Origin of the sequence: Sphingomonas sp. 3P27F8 (assembly GCF_005502745.1) — a bacterium.
Taxonomy (GTDB): domain Bacteria; phylum Pseudomonadota; class Alphaproteobacteria; order Sphingomonadales; family Sphingomonadaceae; genus Sphingomonas.
In genome coordinates this window covers 60,885-79,376 of record NZ_SCNL01000001.1, presented here as the reverse complement: position 1 = coordinate 79,376, position 18,492 = coordinate 60,885, and the positions used below count along the sequence as shown (strand labels likewise).

At 60.5% G+C, this 18,492-nt stretch carries 15 protein-coding genes; 2 read left to right on the top strand and 13 right to left on the bottom strand.

All coding sequences use genetic code 11. The annotated features are described in order from the left end of the window. Window positions 1-50: 50 nt before the first annotated feature. Window positions 51-404 (bottom strand): IS66 family insertion sequence element accessory protein TnpB, encoded by a 354-nt coding sequence (gene tnpB / locus FFS35_RS00390; protein WP_137785140.1) that lies wholly within the window; start codon window positions 402-404, stop codon window positions 51-53. Then, complete coding sequence (locus FFS35_RS00385; protein ID WP_137785139.1) at window positions 401-1,270, bottom strand: transposase; 870 nt, start codon at window positions 1,268-1,270, stop codon at window positions 401-403. The genes tnpB and FFS35_RS00385 overlap by 4 nt, the downstream gene beginning before the upstream one ends. A gap of 122 nt (window positions 1,271-1,392) precedes the next feature. On the opposite strand from FFS35_RS00385, the gene FFS35_RS19845 reads away from it, so the two are divergent. Then, the gene (locus FFS35_RS19845; RefSeq protein WP_171007449.1) at window positions 1,393-1,548 is read left to right on the top strand and encodes a hypothetical protein; all 156 of its coding nucleotides are present in this window, start codon (window positions 1,393-1,395) and stop codon (window positions 1,546-1,548) included. A 30-nt stretch (window positions 1,549-1,578) separates the two neighbouring features. Next, window positions 1,579-3,567, top strand: a complete 1,989-nt coding sequence (rlxS, locus tag FFS35_RS00380) for a relaxase/mobilization nuclease RlxS (RefSeq protein WP_137785138.1) — start codon at window positions 1,579-1,581, stop codon at window positions 3,565-3,567. Window positions 3,568-3,860: 293 nt separating this feature from the next. Here rlxS and FFS35_RS00375 read toward each other — a convergent pair whose 3' ends face one another. The 11 genes from FFS35_RS00375 to FFS35_RS00325 form a co-directional block, all read right to left on the bottom strand. Then, window positions 3,861-4,721 carry an SIR2 family protein gene (locus FFS35_RS00375; protein WP_137785137.1) on the bottom strand — a complete coding sequence of 287 codons (861 nt, stop codon included), beginning with the start codon at window positions 4,719-4,721 and terminating at the stop codon, window positions 3,861-3,863. Beyond that, entirely contained in the window at window positions 4,721-5,797 is a 1,077-nt protein-coding gene (locus FFS35_RS00370; protein WP_137785136.1) for a DUF262 domain-containing protein, read from the bottom strand. Before FFS35_RS00370 ends, FFS35_RS00375 begins: the two co-directional genes overlap by 1 nt. A gap of 2 nt (window positions 5,798-5,799) precedes the next feature. Further along, window positions 5,800-6,255 (bottom strand): hypothetical protein, encoded by a 456-nt coding sequence (locus FFS35_RS00365; RefSeq protein WP_137785135.1) that lies wholly within the window; start codon window positions 6,253-6,255, stop codon window positions 5,800-5,802. Continuing rightward, entirely contained in the window at window positions 6,255-8,333 is a 2,079-nt protein-coding gene (locus tag FFS35_RS00360) for an AAA family ATPase (protein WP_137785134.1), read from the bottom strand. The genes FFS35_RS00365 and FFS35_RS00360 overlap by 1 nt, the downstream gene beginning before the upstream one ends. A 3-nt stretch (window positions 8,334-8,336) precedes the next feature. Beyond that, on the bottom strand, window positions 8,337-8,564 hold the full coding sequence (locus FFS35_RS00355; RefSeq protein ID WP_137785133.1) for a hypothetical protein: 228 nt from the start codon (window positions 8,562-8,564) through the stop codon (window positions 8,337-8,339). A 6-nt stretch (window positions 8,565-8,570) separates the two neighbouring features. Then, window positions 8,571-10,745 carry a DEAD/DEAH box helicase family protein gene (locus FFS35_RS00350; protein WP_137785132.1) on the bottom strand — a complete coding sequence of 725 codons (2,175 nt, stop codon included), beginning with the start codon at window positions 10,743-10,745 and terminating at the stop codon, window positions 8,571-8,573. After that, window positions 10,742-11,578: a phosphoadenosine phosphosulfate reductase family protein gene (locus FFS35_RS00345; RefSeq protein WP_137785131.1), complete on the bottom strand. Its 837-nt coding sequence runs from the start codon at window positions 11,576-11,578 to the stop codon at window positions 10,742-10,744. The genes FFS35_RS00350 and FFS35_RS00345 overlap by 4 nt, the downstream gene beginning before the upstream one ends. Then, a complete protein-coding gene (locus tag FFS35_RS00340) occupies window positions 11,575-14,904 on the bottom strand; it encodes an ATP-binding protein (protein ID WP_137785130.1) in 3,330 nt (1,109 codons plus the stop codon). Before FFS35_RS00340 ends, FFS35_RS00345 begins: the two co-directional genes overlap by 4 nt. After that, the gene (locus tag FFS35_RS00335) at window positions 14,901-15,824 is read right to left on the bottom strand and encodes a DUF4007 family protein (protein WP_137785129.1); all 924 of its coding nucleotides are present in this window, start codon (window positions 15,822-15,824) and stop codon (window positions 14,901-14,903) included. Before FFS35_RS00335 ends, FFS35_RS00340 begins: the two co-directional genes overlap by 4 nt. Then, window positions 15,775-17,046, bottom strand: a complete 1,272-nt coding sequence (locus FFS35_RS00330) for a cysteine desulfurase family protein (RefSeq protein WP_137785128.1) — start codon at window positions 17,044-17,046, stop codon at window positions 15,775-15,777. The genes FFS35_RS00335 and FFS35_RS00330 overlap by 50 nt, the downstream gene beginning before the upstream one ends. 101 nt (window positions 17,047-17,147) lie before the next feature. Then, the gene (locus FFS35_RS00325; protein WP_137785127.1) at window positions 17,148-18,329 is read right to left on the bottom strand and encodes a Fic family protein; all 1,182 of its coding nucleotides are present in this window, start codon (window positions 18,327-18,329) and stop codon (window positions 17,148-17,150) included. Window positions 18,330-18,492: the final 163 nt, after the last annotated feature.

Genomic DNA, 18,492 nt, shown 5'->3' with positions numbered 1-18,492 from the left:
ACTATAAAGGGGTCGTTTTCCCAAGCATTTTGGGCGGTTTTCCGCCAGCTTCAGCCCGCTTTTGCGGGCCGCCACACGCGTTCCGGATGCCGCCAGTCGATCCCTTCGATCAGCATCGCCAGCTGCGCCGTGGTCAGCGGGATCGTGTCGCCGGGAACAGCTATGCGCGGCCATACGAAGTACCCGCGATCGATGCGCTTGGTGAACAGGCACAGGCCCGTTCCATCCCAGAACAGGATCTTGATCATGTTCGCCCGCTGCCCGCGGAACGCGAACAGATGTCCAGAGAACGGGTCCTTCTTCAACGTCTCCTGCACGAGGGTGGCGAGCCCATCGAGCCCCTTGCGCATGTCGGTCACGCCCAGCGCCAGATGCACTTTCACACCCGCCGGCATCAGCATCATGGCTGCTGCTCCCGGGCCGTAACCTCGCGCTGGACGGCCTGCGCGTCGCTGCCTTCCGGCGCGAACACGAGCCGGCCATCGGCGAGCGCGACCTCGATCATGCCTTCCGGTCTGGGCAGCAGGTCGGCGAGCAAGCTAGGCGCGCCGGAGCTTGTCCGGTCGCGCCCTTCGGCAACGCGGACCGGCATGATCACTGCCGGTTTTTCCTTCCCCATGCCAAGCTGGTCGCGCCACCGGAACAGCACGCTGGTGGATATTCCATGCGCCTGACCCACCGACGATATCGTCGATCCGTGACGCTCCGCCTGGAGCAGCAGCGCGATCTTTTCCTCGGTCGACCATCGCCGGCGCGTGGCTCTTCGGGGTGGCGGCGCATCGGCTTCGATCGCCGCTGTCAAGCGCGCAGCCTCCGCTTTTTCCTTAGCACTAGGACCTATTTCGGTGCTTATCAGCGGCAGCGCGGATGGATGCAGATGCGTCCGCCAGTCGACCACGACCTCCTCATTGTCGAAGATATTGCGCCACCGTTTGAGGCTGTGCGTCGACAGCCGATGGGTCGCCGCATAGTCGCGCAGATGGAGTCCGCTCCACGTCCACGCCTCGACATGCATGGCCCAGAATGCCTGGGTCGCCTGCCGCCTTTTGTCCTTGGAGATCGGCTTCCACTGGCCTCTCCGACGGCTTGCAGCGGCGGATTTCTGCGCTTCCCAGTCGGTAAGCTCGCGCCGCCATTTGTTGAACGTCCACCGCACCAGCCCGTGCGTGACGCAGTATTTCGTGACCGTCAGGCCGCTCTTCCGATGTGCCTCAACATGGACCGACCACCATGCCCGCTTCGCCGGATTGTCGAACGCTCGCCGTGCCATCGCTCACCCCTCGCATTGGAAAGGTCACGACATGGTTTGTCAGGGTCACAGAGAACAATGTGCGAACTTCGGACGGTTACGAGCGGTTCAGGCGGGAGAGCGGCGTAAGGCAAGATAAAGCTATGGCACTGGCGCGCCATAAGCCTTTGTCTGCACATCGTTTTTTCGGCCTATTCCTGGCACTGTCCTTTTCCGGCCAGTGCCGTTCCGCGTCGAAAGGACGGCATTCCGCCCTGTTCGGCGGCACCGGTTTTCATATCACCGGCTGCGGGTCATGATCGCCGTTCCACACCGCCGGAATCAGGAAAATGGACGACGACGACAGCTTCTTGCCCACCCTTGGGCGCCAGCGCCAGCAGGGCGGCAAGCGCGCCCGGCGCTATCTCGGCCGCGTCCTCGCCGCCGCCAATCTTGCGCGCGGCGGCACGGCGGCTGTGGGTCTCGCGCGGGGAGTGTTCTCGGGCACCCGGATCGGGCGCGGCGCGGGTGTCGGGCGGATGCTCGCCAGCCGCGGCGGACATGCAGCGTCGAACAGCCGCCGCGTCATCGTCAAGGCAAGCATCGTCAAGCTCGCCGGCAAGGGCGCGTCGGCCGCTGCCGCGCACCTGCGCTATCTCCAGCGCGACGGCACCACGCGCGAGGGCGAACGCGGCACACTCTATGGGCGCGATGCCGATACCATCGACGGCAAGGCGTTCGGCGAGCGCGGGTCTGGTGATCGCCACCAGTTCCGCTTCATCGTCTCACCCGAGGACGGCGATCAATATGAGGATCTGAAACCCCTGACCCGCCGGCTGATGGCGCGCATGGAAGAGGATCTCGGGACGAAGCTCGACTGGGTCGCGGTCGACCACTTCAACACCGGCCATCCGCACACCCATATCGTCGTGCGCGGTAAGGATGATCGGGGCGCCGATCTCGTCATCGCCCGCGACTATATGACGACCGGCATCCGCGAGCGCGCCGCCGAGCTCGTTGATCTCGATCTCGGCCCCCGCACCCACCGCGAAATCGCGCAGACGCTACGCGCCGAAGTCGAGCAGGAGCGGCTGACCTCGATCGACCGGGCCTTGCTGAAGGGGGCGGACGCCGAGCGAGTAGTGGCGACCAACGGTCGCGACGCCTTCGACCAGACGCTGCGCGCCGGCCGGCTGGCGAAGCTGTCGCGCCTGGGCCTGGCCGAGCCGCTCGGCGCCGGGCGCTTCCGGCTTTCGCCCGACCTCGCCGACACGCTCCGCGCGCTGGGTGAGCGCGGCGACATCATCCGCACGATGCAGCGCGAATTTTCCCGCGCCGCGATTGCCCGGGCGCAGGCCGACCAGGCGATCTACGATCCAGCCGCACCCGATGCCCGCCCGCTGGTTGGTCGCGTGCTGGCGCGCGGACTCGCCAACGAACATACCGACCGCCATTATCTGATCATCGACGGCGTGGACGGGCGCAGCCATTATGTGGCGATCGGCAAGGGTGCTGAAACCGACGTCAGCGTGCCGCGTGGTGCGATTGTGCGGATCGATCCGGTCAGGCCGACAGTACGGGAGGTGGATCGGACCATCGCCGCAGTCGCCGCCGGCAATGGTGGGCGATACGATGTGGATGCCCATCTTCGCCACGATCCGACCGCCACGCAGGCCTTCGCTGAAACCCATGTCCGGCGGCTCGAGGCGATGCGACGGATATCGGGTATGGTCGAGCGCGAGCCGTCGGGCCGCTGGATCGTCGCGCCGGACCATCTCGATCGCGTGACAGCCCATGAGACGGCGAAGCTGCGGGACCGTCCCGTCGCGATCACCATGCTGTCGCCGCAGCCGCTCGATCGGTTGATCGATGCCGAGGCTGCGACCTGGATCGACCGGGAGCTGGTTTCGGCCGCGCCCGAGCCTGCTCGCGATGCCGGGTTCGGCCACGATCTGCGCGATGCCCAGGCGCGTCGGCGGCAGTGGCTGGCGGCGCAGGGTTTTGCTGAGGAAACCGGGGGCAGCACTACGTTTTCGAACGGCATGATCGCGGTTCTCCAGCGGCGTGAGTTGCTTCGGGTTGCAGGCCAGCTCGCCGACGAGCTGAAAATGCCGTACCGGGAAGCTGCCGAAGGTGCCCGGATCGAGGGCATCTATCGCCGCCCGGTCGATCTCGTCAGCGGGCGTTTTGTGCTGATCGAACGCGCCCGGGATTTCACGCTCGTGCCGTGGCGTCCGGTGCTCGAGCGGCAGGTCGGCAAATCAGTTTCGGGCCTCATGCGCGGCGACGGCATCAGTTGGTCGATTGGGCGCGGCCGAAGTGGACCGAGCATTTCGTGAATTGCCTGTTCTCGCTCATGGCCTTGCGAATGCTCGATCCTCGGGAGGCGGCGACAGATCGACCAAGAGTGCGGTTCGCCCACCGCTTATCCCATCGGACCCTGACTACTGGAGCCAGCGATGGCTGGGCCTCGAACGCACTGAAGGCCTCATACGGAACAGCGGCAAGGCGGAGCATCGCAAGCGTCGGGATCGATTTGTACCGAGGGTTGGCGGTACGACGCACAACGCCCTATACAAATCGACCTGCGCACCTGGTCGCTCGGGGGCGATCGGAGCGGGCCGACGATTTCCTAAATCGGTGCCGCTGAGGCCGCCAGCGCAAGGACGAATTCGGCCAGCTCAGCATATTCATCTGCGGAGCTCACGGGGATCACGCGGATCTTGAAATCCTTGAACCAGCGCTCCTTCTCGACCTCGTTGATCTTTTCTTTGGTCAGAAGCGCATAGTGCGTCGGACCGGAGTCAGGAGCAAATGTGCTGGCGACGTAGTTCAACATCAGATTGACTTCGGGATCTGTCATTGACGCGCCCGCGAAGATGACCGTGTACATGGAAAACATGGTCGCCAGCATGTGCTGGTACGCAGGCTCCTTAAACAGGATGTTGCGATAATCCTGCTCAGTTAGGATGATCCCGTCGCCGCTCTTCGTCGCGTCGCCATGCGCTTTTAGGATGAAGAATTCTCGGCTCGACAGGCTACGTCGGACTTCACCAGCATCTTTGAACGTACACACGGTAACGTCTGGATCGTTCTTCCGGAACGTCCGTTCGATCAAAGTGTCATAGTTGGTGGTCAAAACAAATTGGAGCTGAGCTAGCTGGGCGATGGCCTCGTGAAGCTCGGTCGGAGCAGGCTTCGAGTCGACGAAGACTCGCCGAATGAAGCCGGCGAAAAAGCTGCCGAGATCGGTCTTGAGGCCGGACGCCGCCATCAAGTAGCGGCCCTGATCAATCAGGGACTCATAGTCGGAAACTTTCTCATCGGAGATGCCGACATTGTCTTTTGCTTCCGCGACCATTTGACGAAGAAGGTCGCCCCATTGCGGCAAGCCTGCTCCAACTGATGCGCCAGCACCGACGAGCAGGCCGCAACGCCCCTTGGCATATTCCTGCAGGAGTGAGCCGGGGATAGTTCCTGGGTCGAAAGCCACTATCGCACCTCCACACGTCGGAAGAACTTGGCGAGCGCCTTGTTCCGCTTTTGAAGGCTGGCTGCCTTGGCGCCTTCGGTTCGGAAGGCATAGAGATAGTCATAAAGCGCGCGATCGTTGGGCGCCGCGTCGCGCCGCCGACCGTTCAGAAGCAGATCGGGTTCGGACGTATATTGCTGCCGCCGCTCCTCGAAGGCGTCATAGGCAATCGTAAAACGAGTGATGTCGATCGCCTTGCCAGCCGCCTGATACTGCATGATCAGCAACAGCAGATCGACGAAGATCCATTTTCTGATGATTCGATAACTGGTCTCCTGATCGACTTCGGCCAGGATGTTGAGCGCCGCGCCCACCTTGGCCGACAGTGCCGTGATCTCATCCATCGGCTTGGCGTTATATTCGCGCTGCAGTTCGCGCAGATCAGGCGATTTCATGTCGCTGGTGCCATTGCTGGCGCCGATCGCAAATGCGTAGCTTGCGAAATCGAAGTGGCGGGTTCGATCGTCCTTGATCCTGGTGCCGGTGAAGAATTCGTGAGATGTCGCCATTAGCTGGATCACGTTGCGCATCGGACCCAGATCGGCATTGCGCAGCTCGGCTGGGTTGAGCGGCATGCCCATTTGCAAACGTGCGAACAACACCGTGATCTCGTCATTTGTGGATTCGACGATCTCTCCGACGCCGATTTTGAACGCCTTGAATCGATCTTTCAGCGGCTTGTCGAGCTTGGCGAGTGTCTTTCCAGCGATCACGCATCCGCCAATGGGTGGCAACGCGTCGGGACCATTCAGCGCGAAAGCCTTGGACTTGTCCGCTGCCATCGGCGCGGCAGCGAAGTCCCAAATGGCACGGAGGCGCTGCTGGCCATCGACGGCCTCATATTTGAAGAGTCCGCCTGCCGGGAGCTTGCGGAGATAAATTTTCGGGACATCCATGTCGCGCAGGATCGAGTCGATAAGCAGGACGCGGCGTGCATCCTTCCACGCAGGGCCACGCTGCCATGCCGGATTCAAATTGATCTCCGCCTTCAGGTCTATCAGCTTTTCAATAGTCCATAACCGTTGTTCGACTTTCATCGTCAGGCAGCTTTCTTGGTACGAAGCATGCCTTCGATTGATTCGCTGAGATAATCCAATGCGGTGTCACCTTCTCGTTCGTTGAGCAGCGTCAACAGTTCAGGCAAGCCCGCCATCGCGTATCCACTGGCGATGCGCAGCATTTCTCCCGGCCGATCGACGATCGACACGTCACCTGTTTCACCAATCGCGAGCAGCGTCAGTGCCGTTGGCCTCCAGGGATCGGCGTTGAGAACGACGCCCTCTGCGGCTTTGTAGGACTTGCCGGCATGCGTGGTCGGTGTGAGGCCCTTCTTCACCGCTAAACAGATTGCGAAAAACCACATGTCGATATTTCGACCGAATGGCTGATGGATCGGCTGGGCGCTCTTTCCCTCTTTCTTTTGCACGAACGAGTCAAAATGCTCGCGGAAATCATCGGGAATCATGATATCGCTGCCGGCGAATGGGTTGTTCATTACGCGGCCTCCAGTTCGGCTGCGCCGGTCGGTAGACGCTCGCATTCGTCGCACACTGACCGATGATCGCAGCCGCATTGGATCGCTCGCGCGTCCGTTGTGCCAGGGTCATTCTTGAGCATGCGCGGGTAGTGCATTGGGTTGGTGATCGTGAGCACCTTTCCAGCCCGTGCGTCTAAGATCGCCTCGCAGCCGTTGATCTCGTCATGAGTGAGAAAGAGGATCAGTTGGGAGCTGGCTTCAGAGGCGACGCGCACGACCTCGGTTTTGACGAACCCGCTCATCATGCCTAGCGGCGTATCGATGACATTGGGCGCTTCGACGCCACTTACTTCCGTGAGAGCCAGCACAAATGCGATGGTCAGAGCACGGCGCGAAGCGCCGTTCAAGTCCATCGAAGGATCAAGCTTCTTATCGTTGCGTCCATGCACGACGATGTGAAATTCAGGAGTAATCTCGGCGCGCTGGATCAGGGCATTGTCGGGATGGGCACCGATCATTCGCAGGAAATACTGGTTCATCTTCTGCGAGACCGCCTCAACCTCCCGGGTCTTCATAATCTCCAGCGCACGCTCGACGACGCCCCGAATATCGCGCGCGACGATCAGCTCGCAGGTGAAGCGACGGGCCTTATCCTCACGAGCGGAAAGGGCTTGAAACTTTCGATCGAGTTCAACGCGCCTCTCCCGACGATCGCGGATCTGGTGATCAAGGCGCGCGGCGAGCGGTATTTTCTCGTCGAGACGCTGACGGTAGGTGTCGCGCATATCCCGTGCGCGCTGGACATTGTCATCCTTGACCTTGTCAAGGCGAGCTTCAAGGTCGGCCTCTGCTTGGCCGAGCTCCTCATAAGTCCGTTGTTCGTTGTTCCGGTCACCAAAGGCAGCTGTATAGTCGTCTATCCAGGTCGATGCGGCCGGAATGAACAACTCTCGGCCTTCGAAATACAGATCAGACACCTTCGATTTCAGCGCGTCGGCATCTCGGCTGTCCTCGATCAGCTGCTGGATATGCGCGCGGCGGCGGGCACCATCGGTCTGCGCCGCATCGAGACTCTCACCACATATGCAATCGCTATGCTGCAGTCGGTCCTCAAGAATCGGAATGGTCTTGTTGGGGATCGCGCCCTTTTTCCGAAGATCGTCCAACAGCGCACCGGCGGCTCTGAACTTGTCACCGAGCATCTCGCGCGCGAAACCTTTGCTCGAAAGAAGTGCGGCCTGGCGAAGTTCTGCCGCCCTGATTCGCCCTTCGGAAGCGATCCGCTGCTTCTGGGCACGGGCCAGTTCGATGGCGATCTCCTCGCGATTGCCGCGTTTCAACGCCTCCTGCAGCTCCCGGTCGGCCTTGGTGTGAAGGTCATTGAGATTGGCGATCTCATCCTGCGCTTCCTTCAGCTTGCCTTCGAGTTCCGGGATCGACTGATCGATCGACTCAAGCTCGACGCGGATACGTCGGAGCTCGTCGCTCCCGGCGGCAGCGTCTGCCTTGGCGCGAACGTCGCGTTCGACCTTCTTGACGTGGTCGACCGCTTCCTCAAGCATTGGGAGGCCCATTAGCTGCTCGATCGCTTTCTTCACCCGCCGCTGTTGCTCTGTGCGAAGCCCCTCGATGAAACTGAGCGCCCGATCTCCGTCGGTGAAGAACACTTCGCGCAGCTCACCGGGCATATGGACCGCGAGATGTGCCTCCACGTTCGGCACTTCCTTGGCGCCGCTGGGCAGGATTTCATAAAGTTGCGGAACGGATCGGCTTCGGACGGCCGATCCAACATGCTCCGTCAGGCTACGAATCAGGCGAAAGCGCTTGGCTCCAGTCTTGCCGCTTACCTCGTATATTACTTCGCAAACGGTGTCGGACAACTCGCCCGGTTTCTTGTCCATCGAGTGGGGGCTGTATCCGGATGGGAGTGCATCCTCGCCAAACAGGCACCATTGGAGCGCGGTCAGCATCGTCGTCTTGCCGCTTTCATTCGCGGCGCGGATGACGGTAATGTTCTTGTCTGGATCGTTCGAAAATTCGAAGTCGATACCGTCGAGCAAGCGGAAGCCTTCGAAACGAGCGCGGATCAACCTCATGACTTATCCCTCGCTCGGCAATGTGTCGCGATCGAGAAAGGTGCCGACGCGGCCCACCAGATCCCCGATCTTGGACACGATATTCGTTCGGGCAAACTGATGCTGGCGCTCAGCTTGGAGAATCTCGGCTAGCGCTTGTTGCACCTCGTCACGATAGCCCGGGCAGCGTTCTTCGACACTGCCAAGCTGCTCCATTATGATCGTGACGATCTTCTCGTCCTTATATGCCATCCTGCCTCACCCCCTCAAAAGCGCACGAAGCTCCTCGACCTTCGCGAATGGCCCCCCGATTGCCGCTCCGTTTCGACTGAGCCGCGCGAACTCCCAGGCGCGATCCAGCTCGGAGTTAACAATCTTTTTCGCCTCCGAGTCCAGGGTTCCGCCCTCATAAGCTTCGGGCGGTAGCGCCACGAGATCGTGAATTACCGCATGTGTCTTGCCAATGGCTTTACAAGTGCGAAGCAAACGCCCGCGCCGCTGAACCCACTGGCGCCTGACTGTTGTACTCGCGAGGATGAAGGCGCGCTCGATCTGCGGTACGTTGACCCCTTCATCGAGAACTCGCTTGGCGGTCAAAACTTGAAGATCGCCGCTTTGGAAGCGACTGAGGATTCTCTGCGTCCTGACCTTGTCACCGCTCTCTTCGGCTGTCAGTTGATGGAAAAGAATACGCCGCTCATTGAGGGCAGCATTTACTTGATCGAGCTGCGCAGGATCTTTATCGGTCGCGTAGATGAGCGTGTATCGCAGCGCCCTCGCGTTCTCTTCGTCTAGTAACTCCCCGAGCTTGTCGAGCTTGGAGCGCGCGGTCTCTAGCACACGCCGTCGTTTCAGAAACAAGTTATTGAGCCGATCGTCCTTTATGCCCGCCTGAATCTTCCAGGCTAGCTTCGCAATCTGTTCGCTCAGGTCGCGCCAATCGGCCATTTCGTCGGCGCTGAGGGGGACAAAGTGGACGTGATAGTCATAAGGCGTGAGACAACGCCCGATCGCTTGCTCGAGTAGAAAGCTAAAGCAGGGATCACCGAAGAAATCGAACAGAGCAGCAGTGCCCTCGTCGTCATATTGCCGGACAGGCGTCGCCGACAATCCAAGTCGGTAGTCGAAGAAGGTCGGTGGATTGGCCATGAAGCCAGCGGCGCCAAGATTGTGGCACTCGTCGGCGATCAACAGCTTTGGCCCGTCATGCTTGGCGATTTGCGCGGCAAACTCGGGCGTGCAGAGGGTGTCGTTGGAGACCACGAGCGCCTCTGAAGTGCTGAGACCCAGCCTGAGGCGCCGGCGGGCGTTCGCAATCGCACGCTCTCTGCCCTTGGCGCCGGCCTCGGCCGTGAGATCGACCGCTTTCAAGCCGAACAGGCCGATCTCGCCGCACCATTGTTGGACAAGAACCTTGTATGGGGCCGCTACCACAATCAACAGCGGCCCGACTTCGACATGAAGTTGGTGCGCGCCGATCATCGCTGTCAGCGTCTTACCCGACCCCGTGCACATTTCGAGGACACCGCGCCATCCGGTAGCGCGCCACGCGTCGACCGCCTCTCCCTGGTGGGCATATTCGCCTACTCGATATTCAAGCCACTCAGGGATTGCGAAGCGCAGAGGTTCGCGCGAGTCACTGGCCGCTAGCTCGGCCACAGACTCCTCGGGCAGGCCATGGGCTTTCCTCCAGAGCCGCCGAAAATCATCCTCATCTGGCAGACGGTCGGATTTGTAATCACGCAGAAGCCGCTCTTCGAGCGCTTTGGGCAAGTCTACGATCACGCAATCATTATCGCCGCCGCGCCAGAGCATTTCAAATTCTTCGGACAGGCGAGCGCAGGTTCGCGCGCCATCGTCGCTCATCCAGGAGCGCGAAAGGCTAAGCTGTTCCCGATTTTTTCCCAAACCGGCTCCCGTCATATTGGCCGAGCCATGAAGGGTGGCGACGTCATCGCCATCGCGGAATAGCCAAACCTTGGGATGGAAGAGCGCATCGCGCATCAGCGCGATCTGCATCTGGAGACGCCCTTGGGCGACCAGCCAAGCTAGGCAGGACAACGTATGGCGGCTCAAAGCATCGGCGTCGGGCAGGCTGTCGATAATCTTCGCGCTTGCCAAACTTTCTGACGGCATCGTGCCAGCAGCCAATGCCAATTGATCGGCGGCGGTCAGATAAGGGCTGACGATCAGCCGGAGCGGTGCCTGGGTCGAGCGGAGATAGGTTGCAAGGCCCGGTGCGATTTCCGCCAGCGATTGACTCGCGAAGAAGCCGATCATCACGTCGGCACTGTTGCACGACGACAAGGCCGGCGAGATAACCCCGTTCGCCACGTCGTCTTTTGGGAGAAGGTAGATAGGTTCGCCGGCGCGCAGCGCATCACTCAGCCCGCGCGAGGCTGGCGCTCCTTCTGCGAGTGGAAGGGCGGTCATTTGTGACAAATCACGCAGCCCCCGCTGACCTCGTCAACTCCATAGATGTCGTCAATCGATACTTCGAGGCCATCCCGCAGGGGATTGAGCCGGCGCTTGCGACGCAATCGCTCAAGACGCTTGTCATAATCGCTTTCGATCTGCGCGACGCGTTCGGGCTGCGATAGTTCTTCAAGGCTCTCGGCATCGGACCAGGTGAACGGTGATCCATGTTCGACCGCATTTTTCTCGTAGGCTTTCGCTTCGGCAAATGAGTCTGGATGTTCTCGCATGAGGCGAACCCATTCGATCTTCTGCTGGAAGAAGCAGAAGGTGCATCCCGAGCGCGAGCGCCAGCTATAATAGGCGGGCTCGCCCACGCCTGACGAATCGAGCAGCTCGATGACACCGGTCTTGTCGATCCCTGCTTCCCGAAGCGGGAAATGGACTACCATGTTCGCGTGCGTGGCCTGATATCCCGCTCGGTCTTCATCCGCGCGAATGGCAACATAAGAATGGACCTTGACGCCAGCATCGAGGCTTGGGCGCAGCCATTGCTCGAGCGGCCGCAATTTCAACTGGCGTGTGCACCAGCGCGTGCGCGGCGAAGGCAGAAAGCTCTTATACTCGCGGAGCCAAAAGTCGAAGTCGCGGTCGGGATTGAGACGCAGAATTGGTCGGCCGAGATAACCTTCGAGCCGGTCGAGGAATTCATGGACTTCCGGAAGTTCCTTGCCGGTATCGGTAAAGAAATACTCCAGTTCCACCTCGGGGCGGTTCTCACGCATCCAGATCGCAAGCGAAGCAGAATCGCGCCCGCCGGAGAGGCCGAGAATATGGCGTTCTATGGTCATTCAGCGGCCTCGCAATCGCCAGGCTGCGCCAGCTCAAGCCGCCTGAACGCCTCGGCAAGTGCTGCGAACTGGACACGGTAGTCGATATTATCGAGGCGAGACATAAGGTCGTCTGCCAACGCCTTTGCGTGGATGGATTCGTCGGCATTGATGTCGAAGCTGTGCACAACGGGCTCACCGCCCCGTCCCGCCACAACTAAGCTCAGCGCTTCGGCACCGGTCGAACGGCCGCGTGCGACCGCCATGGCTTCAGCTTCACGCATGCGGCGGGCAAAGCGCACGAGTTCGGCATGGGCCATGTCGACATCCTGATCAGTCCATTGCTGGGCGGGCTTGTGTATAAGAAAGCTGCCCAGCCCCTCGACTTCCGCATAGGGATCCTGCCCGATTTCAAGCGTACCCACGCGCTGGGCAAAGGCATCGAGGCGCAAGTCGCCTGACACACCTTGGACAGCTGCAGCGCGGCGCTGCAATCCCGCGAAGGACGCGATATCACAACCCAAGGCGACGGCTAGCGCGCGGCGCAATCCGTCAAGCATCGCATGATAGCCGACGTCGAGTTCCAGCAGGGCTGCATGCACTGCCTCGACGCGTGCAGCGGGCGTTTTGCCCAAGAAGGTGAGGTCTTTGAAAAGCAGGCGGTGGGGGTCGTCGGCATGGAGGAGAAGGTCACGCAGTTTACGCGTATTCGCCTCGATCGAGCGCGTCCGCTGTGTCCATTTCGGCAGGCTGGCAACGATGCGGACTAAGCCCTTCGCGACAAGAAGCGGGCTAGCCTCCGCGGTCACAAGCCCGCGCTGTCTCAGAATGGACGCAAGGCCGTTCAACAACACATCCTTTTCACGGCCCATTTCGATGCGCCGCACCGTCAGTGCTTCGGGCGTCTGCAGGAGACGATCCGCCACCAATTCGTCGATCACCGGCACGAAATAGCCGTCCAGATAGACAGCAGTGCTGGATTCATTAGCCAACATCCAAGCGAATGCGAGCAGAGGCATGGCCCCTGCGCGCATGCCGATCGGCGCCTTGCTCCAGATCTCGTACAGATCGGCGATCGTCGCATCCATCGGGAGTGCCTGCGCGGCTTCCCATGCGGGCACGTAGCTTCGGCCCACTTCGCTATTATCGGGCGCGCAGAACACCCATTCATCATTCTTCCCGATCCGGTGCAGTCCCGCCTGTTCCAACACTGTCGCATAGAGGGCATATTCTGGCGGGAAATTTACGAGCCCAAGCCGCGCGACGTCACGGTGGTTGGTCATGGCGTGGAGCAGGGCACGAACTGCAGCCATCGCATTTGACGATGGGCGCTCGCGGTTGATCAGCTCGTTTCGGATAAGCGGAGTCTCGATGAACAGGGCGTCCGCCTCTGCTGACGCGATCGCGCTGAGTGGTGCGCCATCATATTGCCTGGCGCGGGTGCCGTGTGCATACCATTTGGCGCGCTCGAAGGCGCGATGCACTTCCTGTTCGAGCGCGCTCCCGACTTCGGAGACCCGAGCAGCTACTTCCCGACGGGCAATCATATCTCCTTCGAGCTGGGGGTTCTGCCGCGCGACACGTTCAAGTGCATCAAGCTCTGCGGCCAGTTCTCGGATCATATAGCTCGATTTGGGCAATCCGATTGTGACGCTGGCATGTTCGTCACGTCGGGCAAGCGCGATGGCGATGGCCTCAGCTTCGGCCTCCGACATCTCGGGCGGCTTAACGCCGAGGACGAGCGTCGGGTTCTTGCGCCGTGACCCGCGCCATTCCGCAAAGGCCGCAATATGGGCGCTGGCGAACGCCGCCACACGATCGCCGCGACTGGCCTCGACTGTTAATTCAATCTCGGGCAGCGGATAGATCGCCACGTCGGACCAGCGCAAATTTCCGGTGCGATAATAATGGCGTTTGGCGACAATCGCGGGCAGTGCGAGCCGGTCGGCCAAGTCCGCGCGGCCTGATTGTGTTCTCTCAGCGGAGACGGCGGCATCGAGATCGAAATCTGATCCAGAATATATGACAAATGCGCCCTGGTGCCGACGGTGGATCAGCACCGACCAGGCAACGAGATCCTCAAGTGCGCCTGCTACCTCACGTTCCGACATGGCGGGAACGCATGCCGCAAGTAGCAGATCGCTTCCGATTAGCCCAGTACCGGCGCCGAACAACTCTATGACCGCGGCAGATTTTGCGACCGCGATGTGCAGTGGCCCACCGCGTGCTGCCGCTCTATCGACCGCGTCCAGACTGGTCGAAAAGCGGTGGCCCTCGCTTGAGGCAAGAATGGCCGGTCCGAGATTAGCGACGAGATAATCAAAGAGCATTGCGGGGTCGTAGACGCCGCCACGCGGCTGCTCATCTGCTCCAAGGAATTCCTGAAAACCAAACGGCTCTGCTGATCCAAGAAACCCGAATACGCTCCGTTCATTCTGGCCAAAACGATGCCGCGCCAGCTGTCCGAGGAGCAACGCGACGACCGGGTGGAGCGGCCAGCATTGCTCAAGCGTGGTGGCAAGATTGGGGGATGCGCTGCCACGACGCTGGAGCACTTCATGGGCGACGCGCGAGGCTAAGGGCGCCGCCGCCACGGGCGGAGCCTTGGCTGTAATCGCCTTGGAAATGAGATCGAGGGTCTCATCGGTGGCGCTTGCCAGCGGAATGTCCTGGAACCGGCCTTGGATCTTAGCCCATTCGTCTCGGGCCATGCGCGAGAGCTTCGCAGCGTAACGCTCGAATGATTGATGCAATATGCCGACGATCAAGAGGCGGCCCTGGCTGCGAGCCGAGAGTTCCGCCAGATCTTGAAGTATATGCGCGTCGCCACCGTCCAAAGCGGCGTGCTCAAGATACTTGCCAAGCTCGTCGATGATAATGACGAGACCATCAGCATCTTTGCTAAGGGCAGCTACGCCAATCTGGCTGACCAGCCTGTCGCCATTAGGGAGATCAAACGCCTGCGCTATATCCTCGGCAAGGGCTGCGCGCCGTCCTGAGAGCGCAACGACGCGCCACCCACGCTTCGTTCTGGGCAGGCAGGCGCCAACAATCTCAAGCGCGTCATTGTCAAATAGCGCGACCGCCGATGCCTGCGCCGCCGGACTCTTTCCTAACAAACCGGCGAGAACGAGCGCCGCTGACGATTTGCCACCGCCATAGGGGCCAGTCCATGTAAATGCCCCTTGGCCCGCCTGCTGAAAGGATTGCGCAAGCGTGATGAATGCTTGTCGAACAGAGGGCTGCAGCACATAGCCGTCGAGTGCCTCCGCTTTGCCGATATCAGCGTCGACCCGCGCCGAGCGCGCAAAGCGGCGGCTGACGCCAACGGTTTCGGCAAGCTTCATGCCGCGCGTCTCCGGATTCCAAAGGCGTGCTGAAGTACCGCCACCTCATCGATGGCGCGGTGTCGGACGACCTGCTTCAATCCAGCGGTTTCCGACCATGCTAGGGCACCGCCGGTTATCTCACCGATACGGATCATTCGCTCGATCACACTGTCTTCGTCGAGTTTGAAGACACGCCCGGGCGAGCCGCGCCCGTAACACGCAGCTTCCGCCGAGAGCGTTGCGGCCTCGCCATGGGCATCACGCCAGAAGCGATCAAGGGCGATCACGAAGACTGCGTCAGGCAGGCTAGCTTTTGGACCGCGCACGAATTCAAAGGCATCTCCGATGGGCGATGGACGGATCAGACCAAGCTCAACGAGGATAGGTTCGATCGCATCCTCGGTCGCTCCGCCGCGTGAACGCGCGACATAGGAGCGAATGAAACAATCGACATCACGTTTGATCGTGACGGGAGCGACACGTTTCCAACCGCGTTCTTGGGCAATATCAAGCAGACCGCGCGTCAGTGCCTCGCGGTCGAATGCGAGGCTCCCGAAGACGTTGAATGCCCAATACCATGTTGTGGACATTTCAGGCGATCCGGCGAGCGCCAAATGGATCAGCCATAACGTGGCCGGGTGCTCGAGATAGGGATCGAGACCGCCGTCATTAGCAAAGATTGCTGATCCGAGCGGTGATGGGAGGCATTGCGTCTCCACATCCTCAATAATACCAGTCGCCACGCTCCAATGACGCATTGCTTGCGCCATGTTTTTACCCACACCAAATCGAACGATTGCGTCAGCGGCAACGAAGATATTACGATCGGCACCGTCTTTTACGGCCTCGAACGCCTTTTTTAGCCAAAGCGTTCTGAGAGGAAAGGTTTCATGTCCCGCAAATTGCGGGCGAAAATCTTTCGCCGTGAACCTTTCCACCGTCGCTACCCCGCTGCTGGACGCCTCCTCCAGTGGGCTTCTCGCATGAGGCTACTGCTTCTGCAAGCAGTTTGGCGGCAACAATCGCGTCTGATTCGGTATGTTCACGCCCAAAACATATGCGGAACGAAGAAGCAACGTCTTGATCCGACAGACCGAGCGCCCGCAACACATGGGATCCTTGAAGCTCGCCCGATTGACAGGCCGATCCGGTCGACAGATGCAGATCATCGCCAAGGCGCAGAACGACATCGTCAGCGTCGACGCCGTCAATCAGCAGGTTCAGACTGCCTGGCAAACGGGGTGAAGGAGCACCATTGAGGCGCGCCGCGATCCCCAGCAATCTGAGATTGCTCACAAAAAGATGAGCGATTTCGGTAAGATGCCTGGCGTCTGCCTCCATCCGTTCCGCCGCGATCGCTGCAGCTTTACCAAAGCCGACGATCAAAGGGACGGCCAGCGTACCCGGTCGGAGTCCTTGCTCCTGTCCCCCTCCAAACATGATCGGTCGAGGCTTTAGCTCGGCTGCGGATGACACAAAGAGCGCCCCGATCCCATTGGGGCCGTACATTTTGTGGCCAGAGAAACTCGCGAGGTCGCAGCGGAGGGCAAATACGTCAAACGGCACGCGTCCCACCGCCTGCGCGGCATCGACATGGAAAATTGCTCCATAATCCCCAGCTAGTTCGCCAATTTGAGCCAGAGGCTGGATGACGCCGATTTCGTTGCTCGCCGCCATCACGCTGACGAGGAGGACTTCCTCATCGAGCATTTCGCTCAGGACGGCGAGGTCGATAAGCCCTTCTGCGGTTACGGGTATCAGTTCGTGTACGAAGCCAACACTCGACAGGTGGCCAGCCGCTTCGAGAACGCATTTGTGTTCGATTGTCGAGGTGAGGATGCGTCGCCGAATAGACCCGGAATGGGTCGCGGCGGCTGCCGTACCAAGAATGGCGATATTATTCGCTTCGGTGGCACCAGAGGTGAAGATGATCTCGCTTGGAGCACTTCCAACCAGGTCTGCCACCTGCGCGCGGGCGACGGCGACGGCGCTCGCAGCGATCGCGCCGCCCGCATGTGCAGAATGGGCGTTCCAAGAGGTGTCCGAGAAGAATGGGATCATCGCGGCGACGACCTCAGGCGCGACCGGCGTCGTGGCATGGTAATCCAGCGAGATTGTTCCAACACGGTCTTTGCTAGAATCGCCGCGTATCACACCCATTGCCGCCCTCTTTTTCGAATGCTGTCAGGTAACACACAGTCGCACGTTTCGCGAGATGAGGTACAATTGCGGTGGCCGTCGATTATCCAATGGCCGGCCGATCAGCCGACGGCCGGGAGGGGCGCGGTGCCCTCGCTCAATATAGCCAAATACCTTCGATAGCCGAAGACGCGGCTTCGCTTTTTGCCCGTGATCTCTTCGACCACACCCAGCCGTTCAAGATCAGCAAGGACAGCATTGACGGTCGGGGCGGATAGGCCGGTCCGCTGAACCAACTGATTGGCGCTGAGAAAGGGATTCTGTTGGAAAAGGTCGTGAACACGCAGCGCTGACCCGGCGCGATCGCTGTTCGCAGTGACGTTTTCCCGGTCCTCCTTGAAGAGCTCGACGATGCGCGTGGCCGCATCGAAGGCCTGGTTGGCAGTGTCGGCAACGCCGGCGAGAAAGAAATCAAGCCACGCCTCCCATGCTCCATGCTCCCGCACCTCCTGCAGCAGCCTGTAATAGTCGGCTCGGTGGGTTTTCAGATAGAGGCTGAGATAGAGCAGCGGCTTGCGCAGGACGCCGTTGACGCAAAGGTACAGCGTCACCAGCAGACGGCCGATGCGGCCATTGCCATCAAGGAACGGGTGAATTGTCTCGAACTGGACGTGGAGGAGGCCCGCCTTGATCAGTGCGGGCAGGCGAGATTCACTCTCGTGCATGAAGCGTTCGAGAGCATCCAGGCAGCCATCGAGTTCCGTAATCGGCGGTGGCACAAACAGCGCGTTGCCTGGGCGCGTGCCGCCGATCCAATTCTGCGAACGGCGGAATTCGCCGGGGCTCTTGGTGCCGCCCCGGCCGCTTTGCAGCAAGCGTTCGTGCATCTCTCGGATGAGACGGAGCGACAGCGGCAGCTCTTCCAGCCGATCGAGCCCGTACATCATGGCGTCGACATAGTTCGAGACCTCGCGGATATCGTCGATCGGCTGGCCAGCCTGCGCCTCGGTTTCGAAGCGGAGCAGGTCCGACAAGGTCGATTGCGTGCCCTCGATCTGAGAGGACAGCACCGCTTCCTTTCGCACGTACATGTAGAGGAAGAGTTCCTGGCGCGGCAGCAGCATGGTGATACCGTCGAGGCGCCCCAAGGCGCGCTCGGCCAGACTGAGACGGTCGAGGAGGCCCAGCACGTCGATGGGTGGCGCTGGTGGAAGCGGTGGTGGCACGAAGGCTCGCACAACCTCGCCCGCAACGGGGGTCTCGACGAAGCGGCCCAGCCGCAGATTCGGTTCAGGATCGACCATGCGGACCCAATATGCGGAAAACCTCTTATTTAAGCAACTGGCACTTGGCTTAATTAGCAAACAAGCTAAGGTAAGCGGGCTTAAATAAGGGAGACGACGGGGCGATGCGCAGGCGTGTACGATATCTACGAGGCTGTGCTCGTGCGTGAGGCGGGACCATCGA